This window comes from Streptomyces sp. NPDC020747, from assembly GCF_044334695.1.
Lineage (GTDB): Bacteria > Actinomycetota > Actinomycetes > Streptomycetales > Streptomycetaceae > Streptomyces.
Window position 1 is genome coordinate 299,935 of the sequence record NZ_JBIRTJ010000006.1, and the last position, 21,896, is coordinate 321,830.

General features: G+C 71.3%; 13 protein-coding genes. 3 read left to right on the forward strand and 10 right to left on the reverse strand.

What is annotated here, in order from left to right:
* The 6 genes from ACH4YP_RS18685 to eccD all read right to left on the reverse strand — a co-directional run.
* A partial coding sequence (locus tag ACH4YP_RS18685; RefSeq protein WP_398491222.1) for an AAWKG family protein occupies nucleotides 1-2,233 on the reverse strand: 2,233 nt, incomplete at its 3' end.
* Between the two features lie 58 nt (nucleotides 2,234-2,291).
* Nucleotides 2,292-2,828, reverse strand: coding sequence for a type VII secretion system-associated protein (locus tag ACH4YP_RS18690; protein ID WP_398491224.1), 537 nt, complete (start codon nucleotides 2,826-2,828; stop codon nucleotides 2,292-2,294).
* A gap of 262 nt (nucleotides 2,829-3,090) precedes the next feature.
* Nucleotides 3,091-3,411 carry a WXG100 family type VII secretion target gene (locus ACH4YP_RS18695; protein WP_361072434.1) on the reverse strand — a complete coding sequence of 107 codons (321 nt, stop codon included), beginning with the start codon at nucleotides 3,409-3,411 and terminating at the stop codon, nucleotides 3,091-3,093.
* Between the two features lie 133 nt (nucleotides 3,412-3,544).
* Nucleotides 3,545-3,922: a hypothetical protein gene (locus ACH4YP_RS18700; RefSeq protein ID WP_361072431.1), complete on the reverse strand. Its 378-nt coding sequence runs from the start codon at nucleotides 3,920-3,922 to the stop codon at nucleotides 3,545-3,547.
* 383 nt (nucleotides 3,923-4,305) lie between these two features.
* Nucleotides 4,306-5,784: a type VII secretion protein EccB gene (gene eccB, locus ACH4YP_RS18705; RefSeq protein WP_361072428.1), complete on the reverse strand. Its 1,479-nt coding sequence runs from the start codon at nucleotides 5,782-5,784 to the stop codon at nucleotides 4,306-4,308.
* 18 nt (nucleotides 5,785-5,802) lie between these two features.
* Nucleotides 5,803-7,200 carry a type VII secretion integral membrane protein EccD gene (gene eccD, locus ACH4YP_RS18710; RefSeq protein WP_398491227.1) on the reverse strand — a complete coding sequence of 466 codons (1,398 nt, stop codon included), beginning with the start codon at nucleotides 7,198-7,200 and terminating at the stop codon, nucleotides 5,803-5,805.
* Nucleotides 7,201-7,475: 275 nt separating this feature from the next.
* Between eccD and eccCa the strand changes: the two genes are divergently transcribed.
* On the forward strand, nucleotides 7,476-11,462 hold the full coding sequence (gene eccCa / locus ACH4YP_RS18715) for a type VII secretion protein EccCa (RefSeq protein WP_398491407.1): 3,987 nt from the start codon (nucleotides 7,476-7,478) through the stop codon (nucleotides 11,460-11,462).
* 161 nt (nucleotides 11,463-11,623) lie between these two features.
* On the opposite strand, the gene ACH4YP_RS18720 is transcribed toward eccCa, so the two are convergent.
* On the reverse strand, nucleotides 11,624-12,814 hold the full coding sequence (locus tag ACH4YP_RS18720; protein ID WP_398491228.1) for a S8 family serine peptidase: 1,191 nt from the start codon (nucleotides 12,812-12,814) through the stop codon (nucleotides 11,624-11,626).
* 110 nt (nucleotides 12,815-12,924) lie between these two features.
* On the opposite strand from ACH4YP_RS18720, the gene ACH4YP_RS18725 reads away from it, so the two are divergent.
* Nucleotides 12,925-16,260 (forward strand): right-handed parallel beta-helix repeat-containing protein, encoded by a 3,336-nt coding sequence (locus ACH4YP_RS18725; RefSeq protein ID WP_398491230.1) that lies wholly within the window; start codon nucleotides 12,925-12,927, stop codon nucleotides 16,258-16,260.
* A gap of 168 nt (nucleotides 16,261-16,428) precedes the next feature.
* On the opposite strand, the gene ACH4YP_RS18730 is transcribed toward ACH4YP_RS18725, so the two are convergent.
* A complete protein-coding gene (locus ACH4YP_RS18730; protein WP_398491232.1) occupies nucleotides 16,429-17,277 on the reverse strand; it encodes a hypothetical protein in 849 nt (282 codons plus the stop codon).
* On the opposite strand from ACH4YP_RS18730, the gene ACH4YP_RS18735 reads away from it, so the two are divergent.
* Nucleotides 17,243-17,848 (forward strand): hypothetical protein, encoded by a 606-nt coding sequence (locus ACH4YP_RS18735; protein WP_361072587.1) that lies wholly within the window; start codon nucleotides 17,243-17,245, stop codon nucleotides 17,846-17,848. The genes ACH4YP_RS18730 and ACH4YP_RS18735 overlap by 35 nt on opposite strands.
* Before the next feature lie 98 nt (nucleotides 17,849-17,946).
* Here the strand turns inward: ACH4YP_RS18735 and ACH4YP_RS18740 are convergent, their stop codons facing one another.
* Nucleotides 17,947-21,213, reverse strand: coding sequence for a hypothetical protein (locus tag ACH4YP_RS18740; RefSeq protein ID WP_398491234.1), 3,267 nt, complete (start codon nucleotides 21,211-21,213; stop codon nucleotides 17,947-17,949).
* Nucleotides 21,210-21,896 (reverse strand): type VII secretion system-associated protein, encoded by a 687-nt coding sequence (locus ACH4YP_RS18745; RefSeq protein WP_398491236.1) that lies wholly within the window; start codon nucleotides 21,894-21,896, stop codon nucleotides 21,210-21,212. Before ACH4YP_RS18745 ends, ACH4YP_RS18740 begins: the two co-directional genes overlap by 4 nt.

Genomic DNA, 21,896 nt, shown 5'->3' on the forward strand with positions numbered 1-21,896 from the left:
CCTCCGCCTTCGCGGCGGCCTGCTCCTGCTTCGCCTCGGCCTGGGCTTCGGCCTGCTCCTTCTTGGCCTCGGCCTTCTCCGCGTCCGCCTCCGCCTTCGCGGCGGCCTGCTCCTGCTTCGCCTCGGCCTGGGCTTCGGCCTGCTCCTTCTTGGCCTCGGCCTTCTCCGCGTCCGCCTCCGCCCTGGCGTCGGCCTGTTCCTTCTTCGCCTCGGCCTTCTCCGCGGCCTGCTCGGCCTTGGCTTCGTCCTTCTCCCTGTCCGCCTCCGCCTTCGCGGCGGCCTGTTCCTTCTTCGCCTCCTCCTTCGCGGCGGCCTGCTCCTCCTTGGCCGCGGCCTTCTCCGCGTCCGCTTCGTCCTTCTGCTTCTTCGCCTGGGTGAGGGCGAACGCCTGCTGCGCGGCTGCCTGTTGCTTCGCCTCGGCCCGGTCCTGGTCGTTCTGCGCCTTGGCCTCGGCCTTCTCCCTGTTCGCCTCGTCCTTCGCCGCGGCCTGTTCCGCCTTGGCTTCCGCTTTCTCCTTGTCGGCCTCGGCCTTCGCGGCGGCCTGATCCGCCTTCGCCTCGGCCTTCTCCCTGTTCGCCTCGTCCTTCGCGGCGGCCTGGTCCGCCTTGGCTTCAGCCCTGTCCTTGTCCGCCGCGGCCTTGGCCTCGTCCTTGTCCTTCCGCGCTTCCTCCCTGTCCTTGTCCGCCGCCGCCTTGGCCTCCTCCTTGTCCTTCCGCGCCTCCTCCCTGTCCTTGTCCCGCTCCGCCTTGGCCTCCTCCTTGTCCTTCCGCGCCTCCTCCCTGTCCTTGTCCCGCTCCGCCTTGGCTTCCAACTTGTCCTTGTCCGCGGCGGCCTTGGCCTCGTCCTTGTCCTTCCGCGCCTCCGCCTTGTCCTTGTCCGCCGCCGCCTTGGCGTCGTCCTTGTCCTTCTGGGCGTCGTTCTTCTCTTTCTGGTTCTCCACCTTTGTCGAGATCTCGGAAAGAGTCCGCTTGTCCTTGTCCGTTATCCTGGTGTCAAATGCCTTCTCCGCCGCTCTGAAGGCGTTCTCAACGGCGACAATGGCATCGGCACCTGCCGCGGCGAGCCAGTCCTGCGCGGTCTGTTCCCACCGCCTGACGGCCTCGGCGCCTATCGCCTTCCACGTCTCCATGTCGTTGGGCGAACCATAGGACTTGCCCTCGATCACGATGTCGTTACGGAACGTCGCCGTCGCGACGACCACGGTTCTGTATACATGCCCCGAACCCGCGACCTGGAAGTCGGTACCTTTGTTGTAACTGCCCACGAGGTCGAATCTGGCTGTTTCCAGCATGTCGTACAGCCAGCGCTGCGGGTTGCTCTCCGACTTCCATATCTCCCACGCGGTCTGGAGAGCCTTCGCCTGTTCGAATATCACGGTCTGGACGGCGGCCAGGGCCCTCGCGGGTTCGGACCTCGTGGACACTCCGTCGATGGTCGAGTAGGCGCCTTCGCCGCTCTTGCCGTCGCCGTTTATCTGGTCGGCGTACCCTTCATAGTTTCTTGCCAGTTTATGGATGAGCTGCTTGAAAATGGCCGCCGAGGTACCGTCCCAGGACTTACTGCCCTCGCCGATGTCCTCGGTGTCCCATTTCCCAAGGGTGACCGCACTCTCGTCGAAGAACGTGACGACCCGGTCGTACGCCTTCGCCGCCTCGGTGAAGGAGGCCAGGTCGACGTAGAGGCCGTCGCCCACGGGCCGGCCGTTGCTGGTGAACCCATGGGTGTTGTAGGGGTACGTGGTCAGGTGCCGGAGGGCGGCCACGGAGCCGTGGACGTACTGGGACAGGAGCGCGCTGTCCCACTTGACGGCCTCCCCTTCCTTGTTCCAGCCCCCCTTGTTCTTCAGGTGCTTGCTCGTGTGCTCGCCGCCGCCGAACACGTCGTCGCCGCTCGGCACCCGGTGGTCGGCGAAGGTGCCCAGGAAGGTGATGTGCGCCCGGTACTTGTCGAGCAGCGTCCCCTGGTCCGAGTCCTCCGCATCGCTGCCGGAGCGGTAGAACGGCATGACGTAGTCGGTGTTGAGCACTCTCCAGCCGCCCCTCGTGAGGAAACCGGGCTTGTAGTCCGAACCGCCCACACGATCCAGCCGGACATGCATCAGCGGGATTCCTTCGTTCCCCTTCAGACTGTCGAACAACGTGTTCCGCGGTGGAAGCTGGTAGCCGGTGAGCATGTCGACCGCTATTTTCCAGTTGTCGTCGTTGTTTCCTGTGACGTCTTTCGTTTCGGCCATCGACGTACTCCGCGAAATCGTTTGCGAAAATGGGCTGCCGGTTCTGCTTCAGGCCGCCCTAGTCCTCTCCGCCACCACTGCCACTGCCACTGCCACTGCCACTGCCACTGCCACTCCCACCGGAGTTTTCGCCGGAGTTTCCGAAATCGCTGTCGACGTCCTCGAAGATGTCCAGGAATTCATTCGCGGCGATGCTCTCCAGGTTCTTCCCCTGGCTTTCGGCCAGCTCTTTGATGGTTTCTTCCAGTGCTTCCTTGATGTCCTCGAAAAGCACTTTCTGATCCTCGAATATCCGCAGGATCTCACCCGCGGATTTCTGGATGACCGTGTTCAGCTCGCCCCCGCCGGCCCCGCCCGCCTTGTTCGGGTCGTCGGTCCCGCCCGGGGTCGGCGGGGCGGCCATGAGGCCGATGATGAGCGGGCTCGTGACCTTGAGCGTGGTGTTCGTCCGGCCGTCGGAGATGTACGAGATGGGCTTGGCGTCGGTGACCTCGTTGTGCTTGAGCATGGCTTCCAGTGCCACCGAGAACTTCTCGACGTGTTCTTGGATGAACTTCTTCAGATACTCGCTGTCGAGGACCGTGACGTCGGCCACGTCGTTTCCCTTCCGTCGGCGCCGTGGACCGGGGCGGTCCCGCGCACAGGGCTCCTGAAAGATCTGCGGTCACGTGAGAGATCCGCGGTAGAGATCCGCGGTCAAGCGTCGGGCGCCGTCGGCCTCGGCCGTTCCGGGCGATGTCCTCGGCGCCCGGAACAGCTGAGGCCGACGGCGCCCGGTCGTGCTCCTGCCGTTCCCCGCCGTCTTCGACCCCGTGCCGTCGTGCACGGGGAGGGCGGAGAAGGTCCGTTCCGCGCGGTCAGCTCCCGCCGATCCTGACGTCGCCCCACCTCTGCGAGCGGCTCTGCTCGTTCCTCCGGTAGTTCTCGGAGATCTCCTCCAGCAGTACGGAGTGATTGCCGAGCAGGTTCCTGATGTTGTCGACCGCGCCGTTCCACTGCGCCTGGACGTTGGTGTAGACGTCCTTGTCGTCACCGACCCAGCTCGCCTGGAGCGTGGTCAGATCCTGGTTCAGCTGATCGATGACGGCGTAGATGTCCCCCGAGATGGTGCGCATCTCCTCCACCGCGACCTCGGCGCCGCCGTAGTCGATGTGGATGAAGCCTTCGCTGAAGTCCATTGGAGTCCTCGATTCGCCGCGAGTGCGGTGGGTGTGCGATGACGGCCTGTGGGCGAGACCGTGACGGCCGAGCGGTGTTCCCCGGGGCTGTGCCGTACGAACGCGCGGGCGCTGACGGGGCGCCCGCCGGCCGTCAGGCGTTGGGGTTGGTGCCGCCCTGCCCGTTCGGGCCGGTGTTGTACCCGTTGAGCTGGTCGAACACTGCCGTGGACCTTGAGTACTCCTGATCGATCGCGTCGCTCGACGAACCCTGCGTCAGGCCCTGGTCCATGAGGGTGTTGTTGAGCTCGTCGACCATCCGGTCCAGGTTGAGCAGAATGGTGTCGACGTGCCCGTCCCACGCGGCCAGCAGGTCCTTGAACCTCTTGCCGTCCTCACCTCCGTAACTGGAGCTGAGATTCACCGAGTTGGTCTGGACGGCCTGCTGGGTCCGCTGGATGGAGGTGAACGCCAGCTCCAGCGCCTTGATTCCGCCGCGTGTCGCCTGTTCTTCGGACTGCTGCATGACCATGAGGGAATTTCCTTTCGGCGACAAACACCGACGTGTGGAGCCCCTACCACCCCGTGGGCAGACAAGGTGGCCCCTGCGATCAATCAACCGGCTCGCCGGGACACGGGGTGGCCAGATGCTAAGCAGGCGGCAACTTGTTTGGCAATCGACCGCCGAACCGAAAGGGAGCCCGATTCAAGGCCCTTTAATGCTCGATTGAGCAAGGGCCGTGAATTCACGCCGCTCACTTGAGCGTTGGCGTGGGTCGAGAGGGACAGACCGGGCGTAACTCCCCGTTCTGGTGTCGCCGCCGGACACGCGGACTTAACACCGAGTGACCGCGGAGAATCCAGAAGTTTCCTTTCCGGAAGATCCACCGCCGGGCCGCTACGCCCTATTGCCCACTAGGTCTTGGGACAACGCAGCGTGACGCGCGCCTCGCCCGAGGACGCCGCCTCGGGGGTGAGGTCCGGGCCGCTCGGCAGCATGGCCAGCATCGGCGAGGGCATCGTCCGCTCCTCCACGCCTTCGTATCCCAGCGCCTTGAGCCCCTCCTGGGACAGCAGCCGGTACTTCACGCCCTCGTCCGTCACCAGGTACGTGGTGTCGCCCAGCGCGCTGCCGCCCGCGCCCAACACCCTTACCAGCGCGCCCTTTCCGGCACGTACCGCGATGGCGTCGACCTTCAGACAGCCCGGGACGATCTCGGGGCCCGGTGGCTGCACGGCCTGTGGCAGGGCGCTCTCCGGCAGCACGGACGTGCCCACCCGTACGCTCCCCGTCGCGGAGTCGACGCCCGCGCACGCGACGGAGCCGGCCGCGACCCCGACCCCCTCCGGCGGCTTCGCGGGCAGCCGGGCCGAGTCGACCGCACTGTCCCCGGACCGCGGGGCGAGGTGCTCGGTCAGCACGTCGGCCCCGAGGGTCGCCACGGTCGCCGAGGATCCCCCGTACGCCTTCTCGCGGGTCGCCGGATCGCCCAGCAGAAGAGCCGCGCCGGTGGCCGTGAGCGGGACGAGCCCCTCCTTCCTCAGCAGGTGGTAGCGGGGCGCGGCGCCGGGTACGTCGACGCGGAAGAGCTGTCCGATCCGGGTGCCGCGGCCGGCGAGCGCGGGCCCGTTCGCGCCTCTGTCCGGCACGTCGGCCGGGGCCAGGTCGGGTCCCTGGGGGAAGGCGTCGAGGAACGCGGCCGTGACGGGCCGGGGGGTGACATCCCCGTATCCCAGGGCCTCGGCGGCGTTCGCCCGCTTGTCCAGGCGCAGCCGGCTGCCCTGCCACAGCAGATACGTGGTGCCGTCGGGCCCGGCGACCAGCAGGCCCTCGCTCTTCCCCAACTGCCGTCCGCCCGGCACGTCCTGGGCCTCGTCGGCGCCGAGGGCGAGCGTGGTGGTGGCCGTGACGACGCCCGTGGTCCTGGGCAGGACGCCGGAACACACCAGCCACGGCTTGCTGTCCAGGTCACCGGTGGCGGGCAGCGCCTCGGGCCCGTCCGGGATGCCGACGGGCGCCCCGTGCGGTGTGCCGGCGAGCGAGGAGGTCCCCACCGTCGTGACACCGAGGGCGCCGCCTGCCATCAACTGGGCCGACGCGTAGTTGCGTACGGGGCGCAGCCTGCCGTCCAGATACAGGTAGCGGGCGCCCGTCTGCTTGTCGACGATGAGGTCCTGCGACGTACGCCAGGAGTCGTTGCCGCCCGGTCGGATGAGCCCGAAAACGAAGGCGCCGGCGCACACCAGCACGGCGATGACCACGCCTATCGCGGCGCCGCGGTTGGTTCTGCCCAGGGGGCTCTCGGGTTCGTCGGGATCGGCCCGCAGCATGGCCGAGGCCAGTCTCCCCATGACGAAGAGATGCGCCTGTACCTGGTCGCGTTTGCTGTGCATCGGTGCGGTTCTCCCGGATCAGCCGTTGATGCCGCGGAGCATGCCGTAGACGCCCATGGACCAGAGCGTCAGCGGCAGCATGCTGATGGCGGCGAGCGAGTGCAGCAGCTCGGCGGCGCGTCCCCAGTACGGCACCAGCCGCCGCCCGGGCACGGTCCACGAGGCGATCGTGATCACGGCCGCCAGTGCCAGCAGACCGGCCGTCAGGACGAGCCGGTCCCGCGGGGCGAAGCCGTCCGCCGCTTCGAGCAGCAGCAGCGCGGTGCCCCAGGCCCCGGCCGTGGTCAGCGCGACCCGCTGCAGGACGTTGCCCAACCCCCTGCTGTGCAGCAGCAACAGCAGCGACAGGGCCACGACGGTGAGGACTCCGGGCAGGTCCGGGTCGGCCACGAGCGCCGTCAGACAGGGCAGACAGATCAGCCCGATGGCGATGTAGAAGGCGGTCATCCAGCCGTCCGCCAGCGTCGCGCGGGCCTCGACGTCCGAGGCCTGGTACGGATCGATGCCCTCCTGCAACTGCTGGACGTTGGTGGGCAGCGGCGGCATCCGCATGCCGGAGAGCCGGAACGACAGCGAGGGTACGAAGCCGCCGAACAGCACCACCACGACGGCGACCACGCCGGCCGCCTGCTCGGGCGTCAGGTCCAGGATGATCAGGGCGGCGCCGAGGGCCCCGGCCACGGCGACGGAGGCCGTGCCGAGGAACAGCGCCGGGTACATGCCGACCGCGGCCAGCGCGAGCACCGCGGCGCCGCCACCCGCGGCGGAGGCCGCCAACAGCCGTGCGCCCAGCACCGCGTCGCCCTCGGCGCCACCCAACTCCCCGCCGGGCAGCAGCCATCCGGCCGTCGCGAAGTAGGGGGCCGCCATGAGGCCGAGCATCGAACCCGCGCCGGAGTCCCCCACGGCACGGGTCGCGGAGCCCGCCCCGGCGAGCAGCAGCAGACCGGCGGCCGCGGCCACCACGGCCCGCAGCCAGCCGGGCGTGCCGGGCAGGGCCAGCAGCACGATGCCCAGGGTGAGGGTGGCGACGGCCATGCCGTGCAGCAGCCGCCGGGCGGCCTCCGCGCTCCAACTGTGCGGCCGTTGGCGCATGGTGGTGGAGATGCCGTCCACCAGGTCGTCGAGGTGCACCTCGGGGAGCGCCTCGTTGCGGGGGCCGAGGAAAAGAGCCTCGCCGTCGCGCAGGCCGAGGGAGTCCAAGGTACTCTCGGGGTCGAGCGGTGGGCCGCCGAGACGTTGCAGCACCCAACCGCCGTGCTCCAGGCCTGATTCCTCCAGGTCGTCACCTCCGTACCCGATGACTGTGGGCAGCAGATCGGCGACGGAGACATCGGAGGGCACAGCCAGGTCGACGGTCCTGGCCGGAGCACGCACGGTGACGCGGCACAGGCTTGCCGCATGAATTTCAGTCATGGGCTTCGGGTTCACGCTTTCTGGGTGACAGCAATTCGGGCGTGGTACGTGCCGGACGAGTTTGTCGGCAGCCGGTCCTTTTCGCAACTCCCCGAAGACACAACGTATCCCGCTTTCGCAGCGCCGACTTCCACACCCCTTACCGGAATCCGGCTGCTGCTACCGGAAACCGACTGCCATTGCCGGTTCCGGTAAACATCGGATTACGCCGCACTGTTGCCACGGAAGTCATACGGATTTTATTCCGACACCATCGAGGAGGCCATTCGTTGAGCGTGATCCTGTTCCGCAGGCCGGCACGCCGCAAAGGTCCGGAACTGCCGTCGGGAGACCTGAGTCTTCAGGAACCGCCGACACTTCCCGAGGTCGTGCCGGACAGTTCCGCGGTATGGACATACTTGCCGATGGCGCTGATGTCCGTTTCCATGATGCTGATGTTCATGCGGCCCGGTATGGCCAAGGCCAGCGGTGGATTCATCTATATCGCGCTCGGCATGATGGTGATCGCCTCGGCGGCGATGATGGTCGGCCAGGTCATGAAGCGCAACGCCGAGCGCAAGCAGCGGATGAAGGGCGAGCGGCGCGACTACCTGCGCTATCTGCGCCAGACGCGGCGCAAGGTGCGGTCCACCGTCGTCGACCAGCAGCGCGCCCTCGCCTGGCGGCATCCCGAGCCCGACGCGCTGTCGTCCTTCGTGCGCACCACCCGGCTGTGGGAGCGCCGGACGTCCGACGAGGACTTCGCGGAGGTCCGGATGGGCGTCGGTGACCAGCGCATCGCGATGAAGCTGACCCCGCTGTCGACCAAGCCCGTCGAGGACCTCGAACCGCTGTCCGCGCACGCCCTGCGCAGCTTCACCCGGGCCTATTCGACCGTACGCGACCAGCCCATCGCGATCTATCTGCGGGCCTGGTCGAAGGTGCTCCTGCGCGGCGACGAGGAGCGGATACGCGGCCTGGTGCGCGGCCTGCTCGCCCAGTTGGCGGTCTTCCACTCCCCCGACGACCTGTGGATCGCGCTGTGTGTGTCGGACGAGCGGCGGGCCGACTGGGAGTGGGCCAAGTGGCTCCCGCACAGCCTCCACCGGCACGAGGAGGACGGCGCCGGACCGGTCCGGATGATCACCTCCGCCTTCAACGAGCTGGAGAACCTGCTCGGCGCCGAGTTCCACGAGCGCCCCGGCGCCGACCCCGACGCGGCACCGGGCCGCGAGGAGCCGTACACCGTCATCGTGATCGACGGCTGCACCGTTCCGGCGGGCCACCGCTTCGACGGGCACGGGTTCCGCAACGCGGTGGTGCTCGACCTCTCGGGAGCCCTGGCCTGGAAGCCGGGCCGCACCACCCTGCGTCTTGAGGTGGACGAGGACAGCGTCGCGCTGGTGCGCACCGACCGCGACCGCAAGGAGCAGTCGACGGTCCTCGGCAGGCCCGACCGCCTGGGCCCGGTGGGAGCGCTGGCGCTCGCGCGGCTGCTCGCGCCCTACCGGATGACCATGGGCGGCGACGACTCCAAGCCGTTCTCCAACGACGTCGAGCTGACCGCCCTGTTGAACATCCCCGACCTGCACCGGCACGAGCCGGCCACCCTGTGGGACCGGTACACCGGCAGTGCCCGGCTCCGGGTGCCCATCGCGGTCAGCGGTGAGGGCAGGCCCGTGGAGCTGGACATCAAGGAGTCCGCGCAGGGCGGCACGGGCCCGCACGGCATGCTCATCGGGGCCACCGGCTCCGGCAAGAGCGAACTGCTGCGCACCCTGGTGCTGAGCCTCGCGCTGACCAACTCCTCCGAGACGCTGAACTTCATCCTCGTCGACTTCAAGGGCGGCGCGACCTTCCTCGGCCTCGACGAGCTGCCCCACACCTCCGCGGTCATCACCAACCTCGCCGACGAGGTGTCGCTGGTCGCCCGGATGCAGGACGCCCTGCACGGCGAACTGATCCGCCGCCAGGAGCTGTTGCGCTCCGCCGGCAACTACACCTCCGCCCTGGAGTACGAGAAAGCTCGGGCCTCCGGGGTGCCGTTGCAGCCGCTGCCCAGCCTGTTCGTCGTGGTCGACGAGTTCAGCGAACTGCTGTCCGCGCACCGGGACTTCATGGAGCTGTTCGTGATGATCGGGCGGCTCGGGCGGTCGCTGGGCGTGCATCTGCTGCTCGCCTCGCAGCGCCTCGACGAGGGCCGCATGCACCAGCTGGAGAGCCATCTGTCGTACCGGATCGGGCTGCGTACGTTCTCCGCGATGGAGAGCCGCGGTGTGCTGGGCGTGCCGGACGCCTACGAACTGCCCGCCCAGCCTGGCGCCGGTTTCCTCAAGAGCGGTGTCGACGCGCTGACCCGCTTCCGTGCCGCGTACGTGTCGGGCCCGTACGAGCGTCGCCGGGCCGTCGTCCAGGCGCAGGTGGCACGGCAGGTGGTGCCGTGGACGGCGGAGTGGGTGGTGCCGCGCGCGCTCGCGGACCCGGACCTGACGGGCGAGGGCGGCGAGGAGGAGCCGGAGGCGGAGGGTGCCGACGAGGAGAGCGGCGAGACGCTGCTGTCGGTGGCGCTCGACCGGCTGCGGCACTCGGGCCCGCCCGCGCACCAGGTCTGGCTGCCGCCGCTCGGCATGCCGGCCACTCTGGACCAGATCCTGCCTCCGCTGACCCCCGATCCGCGGTACGGCCTCACCACGGCGGACTGGCCGTTGCGGGGCCGGCTCACCGTGCCGGTGGGCATCGTGGACCGGCCGTTCGACCAGCTCCGCGATCTGCTGACGGTGGATCTCTCGGGAGCCGGCGGCCATGTGGCCATCGCCGGCGGCCCGCAGAGCGGCAAGAGCACGCTGCTGCGGACCCTCGTCACCGCGCTCGCGCTCACCCACACGCCACGCGAAGTGCAGTTCTACTGCCTGGACTTCGGCGGCGGCACGCTCGCCGCCCTCGACGAACTGCCCCATGTGAGCGGGGTGGCGGCCCGCGTGGACACCGAGCGGGTGGGCCGGGTGATCGCCGAGGTCAACACGGTCCTCAGCAGACGGGAGCGGTTCTTCCTGGAGCACGGCATCGACTCCATGCCCACGTACCGCAAGCGGCGTGCGGCGGGCGAGTTCGCCGACGAGCCGCACGGCGACGTCTTCCTGGTCATCGACGGCTGGTCCACCGTGCGGCAGGACTTCGACCGGCACATCCCCACCTTCAACGCGCTCGCCGCCCGCGGCCTCAACTACGGCGTCCACCTGGTGATCACCACGGCCCGCTGGGTGGAGCTGTCGTCCGCCGTGCGCGACCAGACCGGCACCCGGCTGGAGTTGAGGATGGGCGACTCGATGGACTCCCAGATCGACTCCCGCAAGGCGGCGACGATCCCGCGCAGCCCCGGCCGGGGCCTGACCGGCGACAAGCTGCACTATCTGGCGGCGCTGCCGCGCGTAGACGGGGTCGAGGACGCCGACGACCTCGCCGACGGTGTCGCCGGTCTCGTCGCCGCGATCGGCGAGAACTGGACGGGTCCGGCCGCGCCCCGGGTACGGATGCTGCCGACCAGCCTGCCCGTCGCCGAACTGCCCGCGCCGGAGGGCGACATCGGGCTGCGGATCGCCCTCGGCCTGGACGAGAACGAACTCGCCCCGGTCTGGCACGACTTCACCGAGAACCCGCACATGATCGTGGTGGGCGACACCGAGTGCGGCAAGACCAACCTGCTGAAGCTGATCGCCCGGGGCATCACCGAGCGGTACACCCCCGCCGAGGCCCGCATCATGACGGTGGACTACCGGCGGGAACTGGTGGAGAGCGTTCCCGAGGCGTACCGGCTCGGCAACGCCGTCTCGCTGGACATGCTGCGGGAACTCGTCGACGGGGCCGCCAGGGCGGTCAAGCAGCGGGCGCCCGGGGAGGACATCGCCCCCTCCCGGATGCGGCTGTGCGACTGGTGGCAGGGGCCGCGGCTGTTCATCCTGGTCGACGACTACGACATGGTCGGCAGCAGTTCCATGGCCCAGCCGTTCGCCCCGCTGCTCGACCATCTCGCGCTCGGCCACGAGATCGGCCTGCACATGATCGTGGCCCGCTCCTCCGCGGGCGCCGGGCGCGGCCTCAACGAGTCGCTGCTGCGCAGGCTCCAGGAGATCAACACCCCCGGCCTGCTGATGTCCTGTCCCCCGAGCGAGGGCTATCTCTTCGGCAGCGTGAAGGGCCGCGACCTGATCCCCGGCCGCGCGGTACGCATAGCCCGCCGCAAGACCCTCCAGATCCAGACGGCACGACTGGAGGACGACAACTGATGCCCCACAGCTTGCCTGTTGGGGGCCTGATCGGCCCTGACGAGGCCCGGTGCGGTGCCGCGCCCCGAGAGGGCCGCGGGGCTGCGCCACACACGGCCCTCTCGGGGCGCGACCAGTCTCCACCGGCCCGGGCCCCCGTCACCGTGCTTACGGCCGAGTGCTCAGCGGCCCGGCGGCAGCCAGTTTCTGGCACGGCCGCGCGGGAGCACGGCCGCGAGGGCGCCGACCAGCAGGATCACCGCGAGCCCCGCACCGGCGATGGCCAGCGCCCGGTTCCGGGGCCCGGAGTCGGCCGGCTCCGGAAGGCGCGCGGACACGCCCTTCGCGTACCCCTCCTCCGCCGTCTTCTCCCGCCCCGGCGCGAGGGACAGCGCGGCGTACGGATCGAGCCGGGGCGTGTCCGACGGATACGCCGTCGTGAGCAGCTGCCGGGACACCTCCGCCGCGGTCCACTCGGGCCGGTACGCCCGTACGAGCGCGGCCGCCCCGGCGGTACCGGCGGCGGCCAGCGAGGCGCCGGAGCCGATGTAGTGACCGGCCCCCTTCGGCCCGACGCTGACCATGGAGCTGCCGGGCGCCGAGAGGTCCGGTTCGTGGGCGGGCGGACCGTTCTTCTGCCGCAGGCCGCTGGGCCCGAAGTCCACGACGGCCAGCACTCCCGGCGCGGCGGCGGGCCAGTACGGTCCCACCGGCATCTCGTCGCCGGGCCCGAGCTCCTCCCGGGGCACCGCGTCCGGCGCGGCGGGGGCGACCACGAGCGCGTCACGCTCCGCGGCGTAGGCGACGGCGGAGGCCAGCTCCGCCTTTCCGGTGCGCAGGGCGTGGCCGACGTAGACGACCTGCGCACCCTCGTCCGCCGCCGTGCGGATGCCGAGGGCGACGCGCTGCGGCGAGGGCTCACCGCGGTCGTCGGTCCCCCGCAGGGCGACGATCTCGGCCTCGGGGGCGACCCCGGTGATACCGCTGCCCTTCTCGGGTGCGGCGGCGATGAGTCCGGCGGCGAAGGTGCCGTGTCCCACGCAGTCCTCGTCGGCCCCGTCGAGGGCCGTCACCCGCCCGGACAGGCTGGGCACGTCGGGCGAGACACCGGTGTCGACCACCGCGACGGTCACCCCGGCGCCCCGGGAGATCCGCTGGGCCCGGGTCAGCCCGAGCGTCGCCTGGGACCACGCGGCGCCGGTGGCCGTCTCCTCCGAGGCCCCGGTGCACGGGTTGTCCTCGCCGAGGCGCAGCGGCAGTGGCGGCAGCAGCGTCGTACCCGGGTCGTCGGTTCCCGCTGCGACGGCGGGCACGCAGGTGACCGGCAGGATCACGGCGGTCGCGAGCACGAGGCATGCATACCTGTATTTCATGATGTGTCGCAGCATACCCCTGAAATGCGCATGACATACTCCTTTCGCACACAGGGCCGCACGCACAGGGCAGGGCCAACGACCCAGGAACACAAGGAGGTTCGAGGCGCGTGGCACGGCAAATACTCACGGTCTGCCCGGAGCGGACGGACAGCTTCCCGACGATCGGCGAGGCGCTGGCCCAGGCACGCACCGGGGCGGTGATCCGGGTACGGCCCGGCCGCTACACCGAGAACCTCGTCATCAGGAACCGGGTGACGATCGTCGCCGAGGGCGAGCCCGGTTCCGTGGAGATCTGCCCGCGCTCCGGCACCGCGGTGAGCCTCATGGCCGACGCCGTCATGCTCAGCGGCCTGACCCTGCGCGGCCGGGACAAGGAACTGGCGGTCGTGGACGTACCGGCCGGCCAGGCGGCCCTCGACGGATGTTCCGTCACCGGCGCGGGCTGGACGGCGCTGCTGGTCCGCGGCAAGGGCTCGCTGGCCGCCCGCGGCTGCCGGATCAGCAACCCCGGCGGCGCCGGGATCGTCGACTCCTCGGAGTCCGAAAGCGTCGTCGAGGACTGCGAGTTCGAGAACTTCGGCACCTCCGCCGTGGTCATCGGCGAGACGGCCGGACCACTCGTACGCGACTGCCGGATACGCGGCGCGCGGGCCAACGGAATCCTCGCCGGCGGCGAGGCCAGGGGCACGATCGACGGCTGCGACATCTCCGGCACCGACAAGCCCGCCATCGCTCTGGAGGGCCACAGCTCCACCCGGGTCCTGCGGTCCACCGTCCACCACACCTCGGTGGGCCTGCTCGTCACCAGCGTCTCCCGCCCGGAGATCGAGGACACCACGTTCGAGTCGATCGCCCAGAGCGCCGTCGTCGTCTCCGGCGGGGCCGACCCCCTGCTGCGCCGCTGCGTCACCCGGCGCACCAAGCACAGCGGGCTGCTCGTACTCGACCGCTCGCGCGGAACCCTGGAGGGCTGTGAGTTCCACACCTCGACGCAGCCCGCCGTCCGCGTCGTGGAGGGCAGTTCACCGATGCTGCGGGACACGGTGGTGACCGACTGCGCCGACACCTCGGGGTCGGTACTGCTCGCGGACGACTCCACGGCAGAGTTCGACCGCCTGGACGTACTGGACGCGGCCGGGATCGGCATCTCCGTCCGCTCCTCCGCCAACCCGCTGCTGCGCCGCGCCAGGGTCGTCGGGGCGGGCGGCCACGGCATCGAATTCAGCGACGACGGCCGCGGGCGCGTGGAGCACTGCGAGATCGAGTCCGCGGGCGGCTACGCCCTGACCATCGACGACGACGCCGACCCCGTCGTCACCGACACCGTGCTGCGCTCCGCCGCCCGCTCGGGCCTCCTCGTCGGCGAGAACGGCCGGGGCACCCTGCGGGACTGCGAGATCCACGACAGCGCCGACGCGGGCGTGAGCGTCCAGGACGGCGCGGAGATCACCCTGGACCGCGTCCGGATCAACGGCTCGAAGACCCACGGGGTCCAGGTCGTACGCGGCGGCCGGGCCTCCCTCACCGGCTGCGAGATCACCGGCAGCACGGGCGACGGCGTACGGATCGACAGTGCCGAACCCGTCGCCGTCACCCGGTGCGTGGTGCGCGACAACCGGGGGGCCGGACTGCGCCAGAGCCGCGCCGGCGACCGGCTCTCGGTCGACTTCCTGACCAGCGCGGACAACGGCAAGCCGGACAGCTGGGGCGAGAGCGCCGAAGGCGGCGGCGACGGCGGGACGCCCGGCGACTCCCCCGGGAAGGAACCCGAGCCGGAAGGCCCCCTCGCAGCACTGGAGTCGCTCACCGGCCTGGACAACGTCAAGCACCAGGTGCACACCCTGGTCAACCTCAACCAGCTGGCGGAACGCCGCCGCCGGCTCGGCATGCCGGTCCCCTCGATGAGCCGGCACCTGATCTTCGCCGGACCGCCCGGCACCGGAAAGACCACGGTGGCCCGGCTCTACGGAAGCATCCTGGCGGACCTGGGCGTGCTGCGCTCCGGGCATCTGGTCGAGGTCGCCCGGGCCGACCTGGTGGCCCAGATCATCGGCGGTACGGCCATCAAGACCACCGAGGCCTTCACCAGCGCGCTCGGGGGCGTGCTGTTCATCGACGAGGCCTACACCCTCACCCCCGAGGGCTCCTCCAACGACTTCGGACGCGAAGCCGTCGACACCCTCCTCAAACTGATGGAGGACCACCGCGACGACGTGGTCGTGGTGGCGGCCGGATACTCCGAGCAGATGGAGTCGTTCCTGTCCGCCAACCCGGGCCTCGCCTCCCGGTTCACCCGCACCATCGAGTTCGGCAACTACGCGGTGGACGAGCTGGTGACCATCACCGAGAGCATGTGCGCCCAGCACCAGTTCGAGCTCGGGCCACTGACCCGGGAGGCGCTGGCCGTGCGCTTCGAGGGGATGACACGGGACGCCTCCTTCGGCAACGGCCGGGCGGCCCGCGGGGTCTTCGAGGAGATGGTGGACCGGCAGGCCTTCCGGCTGGCGTCCATGCCCGACCCCGCCGAGAGCGACCTGACCCTGCTGATGCCGCAGGACGTCGGGGACGAGGAGGCCGCGGCCGTCGACGGAACACCTCGGAAGGCGGACGACGCGGCCGATCCCATGGACGAACTCACGGCCATGGTCGGGCTCGGAGCCGTGAAACACGAGGTCTCCGACCTGGTCAACCTGCTCTCCAACGCCCGGCAGCGGATAGCGGCGGGGCTCCCCTCACCCAGGATCAGCAACCATCTGGTCTTCACCGGACCCCCCGGCACCGGAAAGACCACGGTGGCCCGGCTCTACGCGAAACTCCTGCACTCGCTGGGCGTGCTGCCCCGCACCACCCTGGTCGAAGTGGCCCGGGCCGACCTCGTGGGCCAGTACATCGGGCACACCGCGCAGCGCACCAAGGAGGTCTTCACCAGTGCGCTCGGGGGCGTGCTGTTCATCGACGAGGCCTACACCCTCACCCCCGAGGGCTCCTCCAACGACTTCGGACGCGAAGCCGTCGACACCCTCCTCAAACTGATGGAGGACCACCGCGACGAGGTCGTCGTCATCGTCGCCGGATACACCGAGGAGATGGAGCGCTTCCTCGACTCCAACCCCGGCCTGTCCTCCCGGTTCTCCAAGTACGTGCGGTTCGAGGACTACAGCACCGAGGAACTGGTCACCATCGTCTCCCGGCACGCCACCGCGTCCGGCTACGAGTGCGGCACCGACACCCTGACGGCGCTGCGCGCCCATGTGGACGCGATCCCCCGGGACCGCTCCTTCGGCAACGCCCGGCTCGCCCGCCAGTTGCTGGAGACCATGATGACCAGCCAGGCCCGGCGGCTCGGCGGACTCCCGTCGCCCAGCCTCGCCGACCTCACGACACTGCTCCCCGAGGACCTGCCGCCCGGCAGCCGTTCCGCCCGGCACCAGGCAGCCCTGTGAACCGGAACCGAGCCGCCCCGTGAGCCCGTGGGCTGCGTGAACCCGGGGGCCGCGTATGCCCGTGGGCCGCGTAAGCCCGTGGGCCGCGTAAGCCCGTGAACCCCGTACAGAAGAACGCCCGCCGGAAGACCGACCCGGCGGGCGTTCCCGTCACTCAGACGGGCGGCGTCACACGGTGAACCGCACGGCTTCGAGCCAGCGCGACGTGTCCAGGGTGCCGCCGAATATGTAGTTGTTCGCGGAGGCGGGGGTGTCGCACTGCACGCCCAGCCAACCCCCGTCCTTGACATGCGCGTTCTGGCAGACCTGGCTCTTGGCCGAATCGACGCTGATGCCGAAACCCGCCATGTTCGGCGCCGAGTTCGAGGCCGTTCCGATGGTCAGGTTGGCGCCGTTGGCCACGCCCCGCCAGTTCGTCCCCGCCCATCCGGTCCCCTGGATGTACGGGGTGGCGGCCGTGCCGTTGGCGCTGGGCATGCCGGTCACGGCGACGTTGATGGCCTTGATCGCACGGCTCTGCCCCTCGGTGCCGGCCGTGGCGCCGTCGCACCGCACGCTCTGCCAGCCGATGTCCTGCACATAGGCCCGGTAGCAGATGTGCCGGCCCGGGTTCCGGTCGGCCAGCTGCAGGACCGAGTACGCCGCGGTGCCCGCCGGAGGCCCGGCCGCCTGGCGCTGTGTCGACCCGGAGTCGGTGCCGGACCCCGAACCGGAGGACTTCTCCTTCGCCGGCTTCTTCGGGTCCCCCGGCGTGACGGCCGCCCCACCCGCGGGTTGGCCCGCTCCGACGGCGGACTGTGCCTTCCCGTTGGTCTTCGCCTTCCCCTTCGCCTTGGCCGACTTGGAGGGCTTCCCGCTCGGATCGGCCGAGGGTTCGGCCGGCGCGTACTCGCCCTGCGGAGCACCCGGGGACTCGCCGTCGAGGACGGTGTCCGAATCGGCGGCCACCGACGTCGTGTCCTTCTTCTGCCCGGAGTCGTCCGTGGCCCAGATCAGCAGCGGCACCACGAGGAGCACCGCGCCCGCGATACCGGCGGCGGCCAGCAGCGGCTTCTTCGGGTTCCCGGAGGGCGGTACGTCCTCCCCGCGCGCGGCTCCGTCGCCGGAGGCCCTGCCTCCACCGGCCGCGGCGGCAGCGGCGACACCGGCGGTGGCACCGGCACCAACACTTGTGCTGGCAGCGGCACTTGCGCCGGCGGCGGTGTCCGGGACCGCCGCCGAGGCGGCCTGGCCACGTCCGCGTCCGCGCCCCCACCCGCGCCCTGCCGATGCCGATGCCGGCTCCGCTTCCGGCTCCGGCTCCGGCTCCGCCTGCTGCCGCGAGGCCGCCGAGCCTGTCGCCGCGCTGGCCGCCGAGCCCGCTTCAGAGGTCGTACCGCTCGTGGTGCCCGACCCCGTACCCGCCGAGGCGACCGGACGCGACGGTGCCGTCTCCTCACTCCCGCTCTCGCCCTGCGCCGCACTGCCGGAGGCCGCACTGCCGGACGGCGGCGCGGCGGGCGCCAGGCTCGGTCCCGGATCCGCTCCCACCGACCCCAGCGCGACCGCCCTGCGAACGGACGATCCGTCAGGGGAGGATCGGTTCTGACGATTTGCCATCATGCTCCTTTGAACCTGTTGGATCTGTACGTGATGTGGACCTGTACGTGATGTGGAGTTGTATGTGAGCGGGGATGCGGTCCCCGCCTATACGCCCTGGCCGACGAGCCCGGTGCAGCGCTCCGGCCAGCTCCGGCCCTCGCCCGCGCGGAGGCCCTTGGCGAGCGCCTCTTCGAGATGGGTGCGCGCGATGAGGTCCCGCTGGTTCAGTTCGTCCGCGCCGTCCATGTAGAAGACGGCGTTCCCGGGCAGCTCCCGGAGCAGCACCACGGGAGAGCCGGCCGGCCCGGTCCGTACGCCCAGCACCCGGAAACTGGTCCCCGGCACGAAGACGACCTCCTCGGCGGTCTCCGGCGGTCCGGCCGGCTGGTCGAGCAGTTGTCTGACCTTGCGCCCGGTGACGGACCAGATCGCGTAGCGCACCGAGGTCCCGGCGGGCGGTGCCGAGGGCCGGGCCAGCGCGCTGACCGGCCCCGGGTCCTGCAGCAGGGAACCGGCCGCGGGCTCCGCCCCGGAGGCGTCCCCGCCGCGCAGGGCCACCCCGCGGTAGGAGGGCAGCCGCCGCAGCGCGGACGCGAGACACCCGGCGTAGGGCAGCAGCCGCCCGTCCCCCGCGCGCAGGTCCCGCATCAGCTCGCGGTGGTGCAACGGGCCTTCCTCGGTGGTGAGATACGCGTGCGCGGCGATGAGGTCGACCCTCGCCGCCTCCAGCTCCTGGCCGCGCAGCGCGGGCATCCGCGTGAGCACCCGCGAGACCGCGGCGGCATGCCGCTCCCAGGCCCCCGAGGCAAGCTCACGGAACGCCGCCCGTTCAGCCGCGCCGCTGGCATGCCCCGGAGCCACGGGGAGGGCCACGGCCCGCGCGACAAACGCCGACGACGGCGCCGACGCCGGCTCGGGTCCCGGTCCCGGCGCCGGCTTGGGTCCTGGTCCCGGCGCCGACTTGGGTCCTGGTTCCGGCTTGGGTCCCGGTCCCGGTCCCGGTCCCAGTTCCGGTCCCAGTTCCGGCTTCGGCTTCGGCCTCGGCTCCGAGTTCGGTTCCGGTTCTGGTTCTGGTTCCGGCTTCGGCTTCGGCTCGGGCTCCGGGTCCGGTTTCAACTCCGGGTCCGACTCCGGCCTCGGCTCCGGCTCGGGGTCTGGCGTCAATTGCCGATCCAGGTCCAGGTCCGGGTCCGGCTCCGGCTCCGGCTCCGCCGCAAGTTCCGGGGTCAACTCCCGGTCCGGCTTCGATTTCGGCCTCGGCGCGGGGTCCAGGTCCAGGTCCAACTCGGGGTCCGGATCCTGGCCCGGCTTCAACTCCGGTTCTGATTCCAGTTCCTGTTCCGGTTCGGGTTCCGGTTCCCGTTCGGGTTCCGGTCGATGCCGAGCCCGTACGCGGCCTCCCGGCTCCGGAGCCGATACGTCACTTCCCCGGCCGGGCGCCCCACCGGCCAGGCGCGTCTCCGTACCGGCGACCGCCGCCTCGCCGGTGGCGAACTCCCCCTCCGGCTCCGTGCCCGCGCCCGTACTGACCGCCGACGCCCCCGTGCTCGTACCGACCGTCGGTGCAGGCGTCGGCGCCTCCGCGGTGGTGCGGCGCCCGGGCGGCGTACGTCGGCCGGAAGCCGGCCCCGCCCCCGGTTCGCCGCGGCCGACCGTCCCGTCGCCGGCTTCCGTCGAGGCGGGCGGGGTCACCGTGGAGGTGCCCCCGGTCCCGCCCGTACGTACCATCGGCCCGGGTGACGGCGTGTGCCGTACGGGAGGTGTCGCCCGTCCCGGAGTGGGTCCGGGCGGCCCCTCGGCGGACTCCCGAACGGGCCGCCGTGGCACGGCGGTCGGTGGCACCGCCGCAGCCGGGCCGGTGGGGGGCGGCGCCGCGACGGCACCCGCGGACGGGGGCGAGCCCGGACCGGTTCGGCGTGCCGCGGCCCACGGTCGCCCGGGGGCGCCGGCCGTGACATAGCGGATGCCCAGTACGCCGTGTTCGGCGGCCAGTCTGCGCAGTTCACCCTCTCCGGCGGAGAGCCTGCCGCGCACCAGCAGCGTGGTCTTCGCCCGGGTCGCGGAGCCGAGGCCGGCCAGGAGCCGGGACAGCGCGGGGAGCACCGACTCGTCCAACGGCTGTCCCGGTACCCCCAGTTCGACGGCACAGGTGTCCGGATCCACGTCCGGCCCGGCGAGCGGAGGGCGGGGAGCGTCCCGTTCCCACAGGGCGAGACCGGCCCGTGTCACCGTGGCCTGCCAGCGGTCGGTCAGCCGTACGGTGCCCGGTTCCGTACCGGCGGGAAGCCAGTCGGGCGGACGGCTCACCACCAGCCGGGGAGCGGAAACCCTCCCCTGCGCGTCGGCGGGCCCGCAGGTCACGGACGACACGAACGGCTCCCAGCTCGGTCTCCCGTCGGTGCCCACCATGGTCGGCCGCGGAGGCGCTCCGGGCGGTGCGTGGTCGGCGAGCAGCGGCAGGCCCGTGAGCACTTCCACCTCGCCGCCCAGCAGGCCCGCGACCGAGTGGCCGAGCCGCAGCAGGTCGCGGCGGCCTCCCGGGGCGAGACGGACGCGGGACCGGTGGGCCACCGGCAGCGCGGCGAGGACGGCGGCCACCTCGTCGGCGGCGACGTCCTCCGCCCGGAGGGCGCCGACCAGCACGGTGGGGCGCTCGAAGTCGACGGGCACCGCGAAGCACAGGTCGTCGGGGGACGGTCCGGGCGCCTCGGCCGGACGCATCAGCACGCCCGCCGGTATCTGGTCCACCACGCAACCGCCCGCCGTACGTGCGGGCACCCGGCCGAGTGCCTCCTGCCACGCCGGTGCGGGGGCTCGCGGGCCCAGTTTCCGGGGCGCCTCGCCTGGTGCGAAGAGCCACCATCCGTACCCGGGCCGGGAGTCCCCGTGGACGAAGAGCGCGCCCCCGGGGGTGATCAGGACGGCCCCGTCGGGAGCGATCACCTCCAGCTCCCAGGCGTCGGCGATCCTGCGGGCCACGCAGGGCCGGCCCGGCTGGTCGTCGCCGGCACCGGACAGGACGAGCCGGACCCGGCCGGTGCCCTTGGCCCGCAGGGAGTCGAGGAGGGCACCCAGACGGGACCAGTGGTCGGCGTCCGGCCCGCCCCCGTCGCCGGAGCCGACCATCACCGTGACGATGTCCTCGTCCGCGGCGACCGCGCGGGCCACCTCGGCCAGGGTGTCCATCGGGAAGGAGTCGTCCTCGACCGAACGGACCAGCAGCACACCGTCGATGTCCTCGACCGGCAGGGCTCCGCCGGCCTCCCGGGGTCCGGCGCCGCCCGGCGGGTCCCCGGCCGGATTCCGCGCACCACGCACCGGCCCGGGCGGCCTGCCGCCCCGACGGGACAGCCGCGCTGACCAACGACTCACGCGCCCGTCCCCCACGCCCGCCGACCGTCCACCACGCTCGCCGACCCACGCCCAGGCCCGGCCACCGGCGGATCGGCCCCCTCCCCAGTCACCGGGCCGTCGGCCCTCCCGGTGGTGACCGCGTCGCGCAGGACGTCGAGTTCGAGGGTCATGCTGACCGGTGCGGAGGGGTTGAGATACAGCGCGTGCCCCTCGGGAACCCGCCCCACCAGGTCGTCGGCCTTGACCAGTTCGAAGGCGAGGCGGCCGACGGTGTGCAGGAACACCGGTGAGGTGAAGAGCGGGACGACCGGGGTTCCGTCCGGGGTCACGGCGCTCAGCGGGCCGCCGCCCGGCCCGGTCAGTACAGCCACCTCACGGCCGAGCAACGCCTCGGTCACCGCCTCGCCGGGTCCGTAGCCGGTCGCCGCGAGCTGGACGGCCCTGTCCACGTCGTCCGCCGGCTCGGGCCAGCCGTGGGCGCTGGGGGACGGCCGGTAGTCGGGGTTCTCCTGCCACTCCTCGATCTCGCCGTCCAGGCCCGACCGCCACCGGCCGACCAACGCCCAGTCGGGGGGCTGCCCTTCGCCGGACCACAGCGGATCGACCATGCCCAGCCAGTGGTCCGGTGCGAGCCTGGCCGCCTCACGGATCTCGTCCGGCACAGGCGGCAGCCCGTCGTCCACGGCACCCTGCTGGGTCAT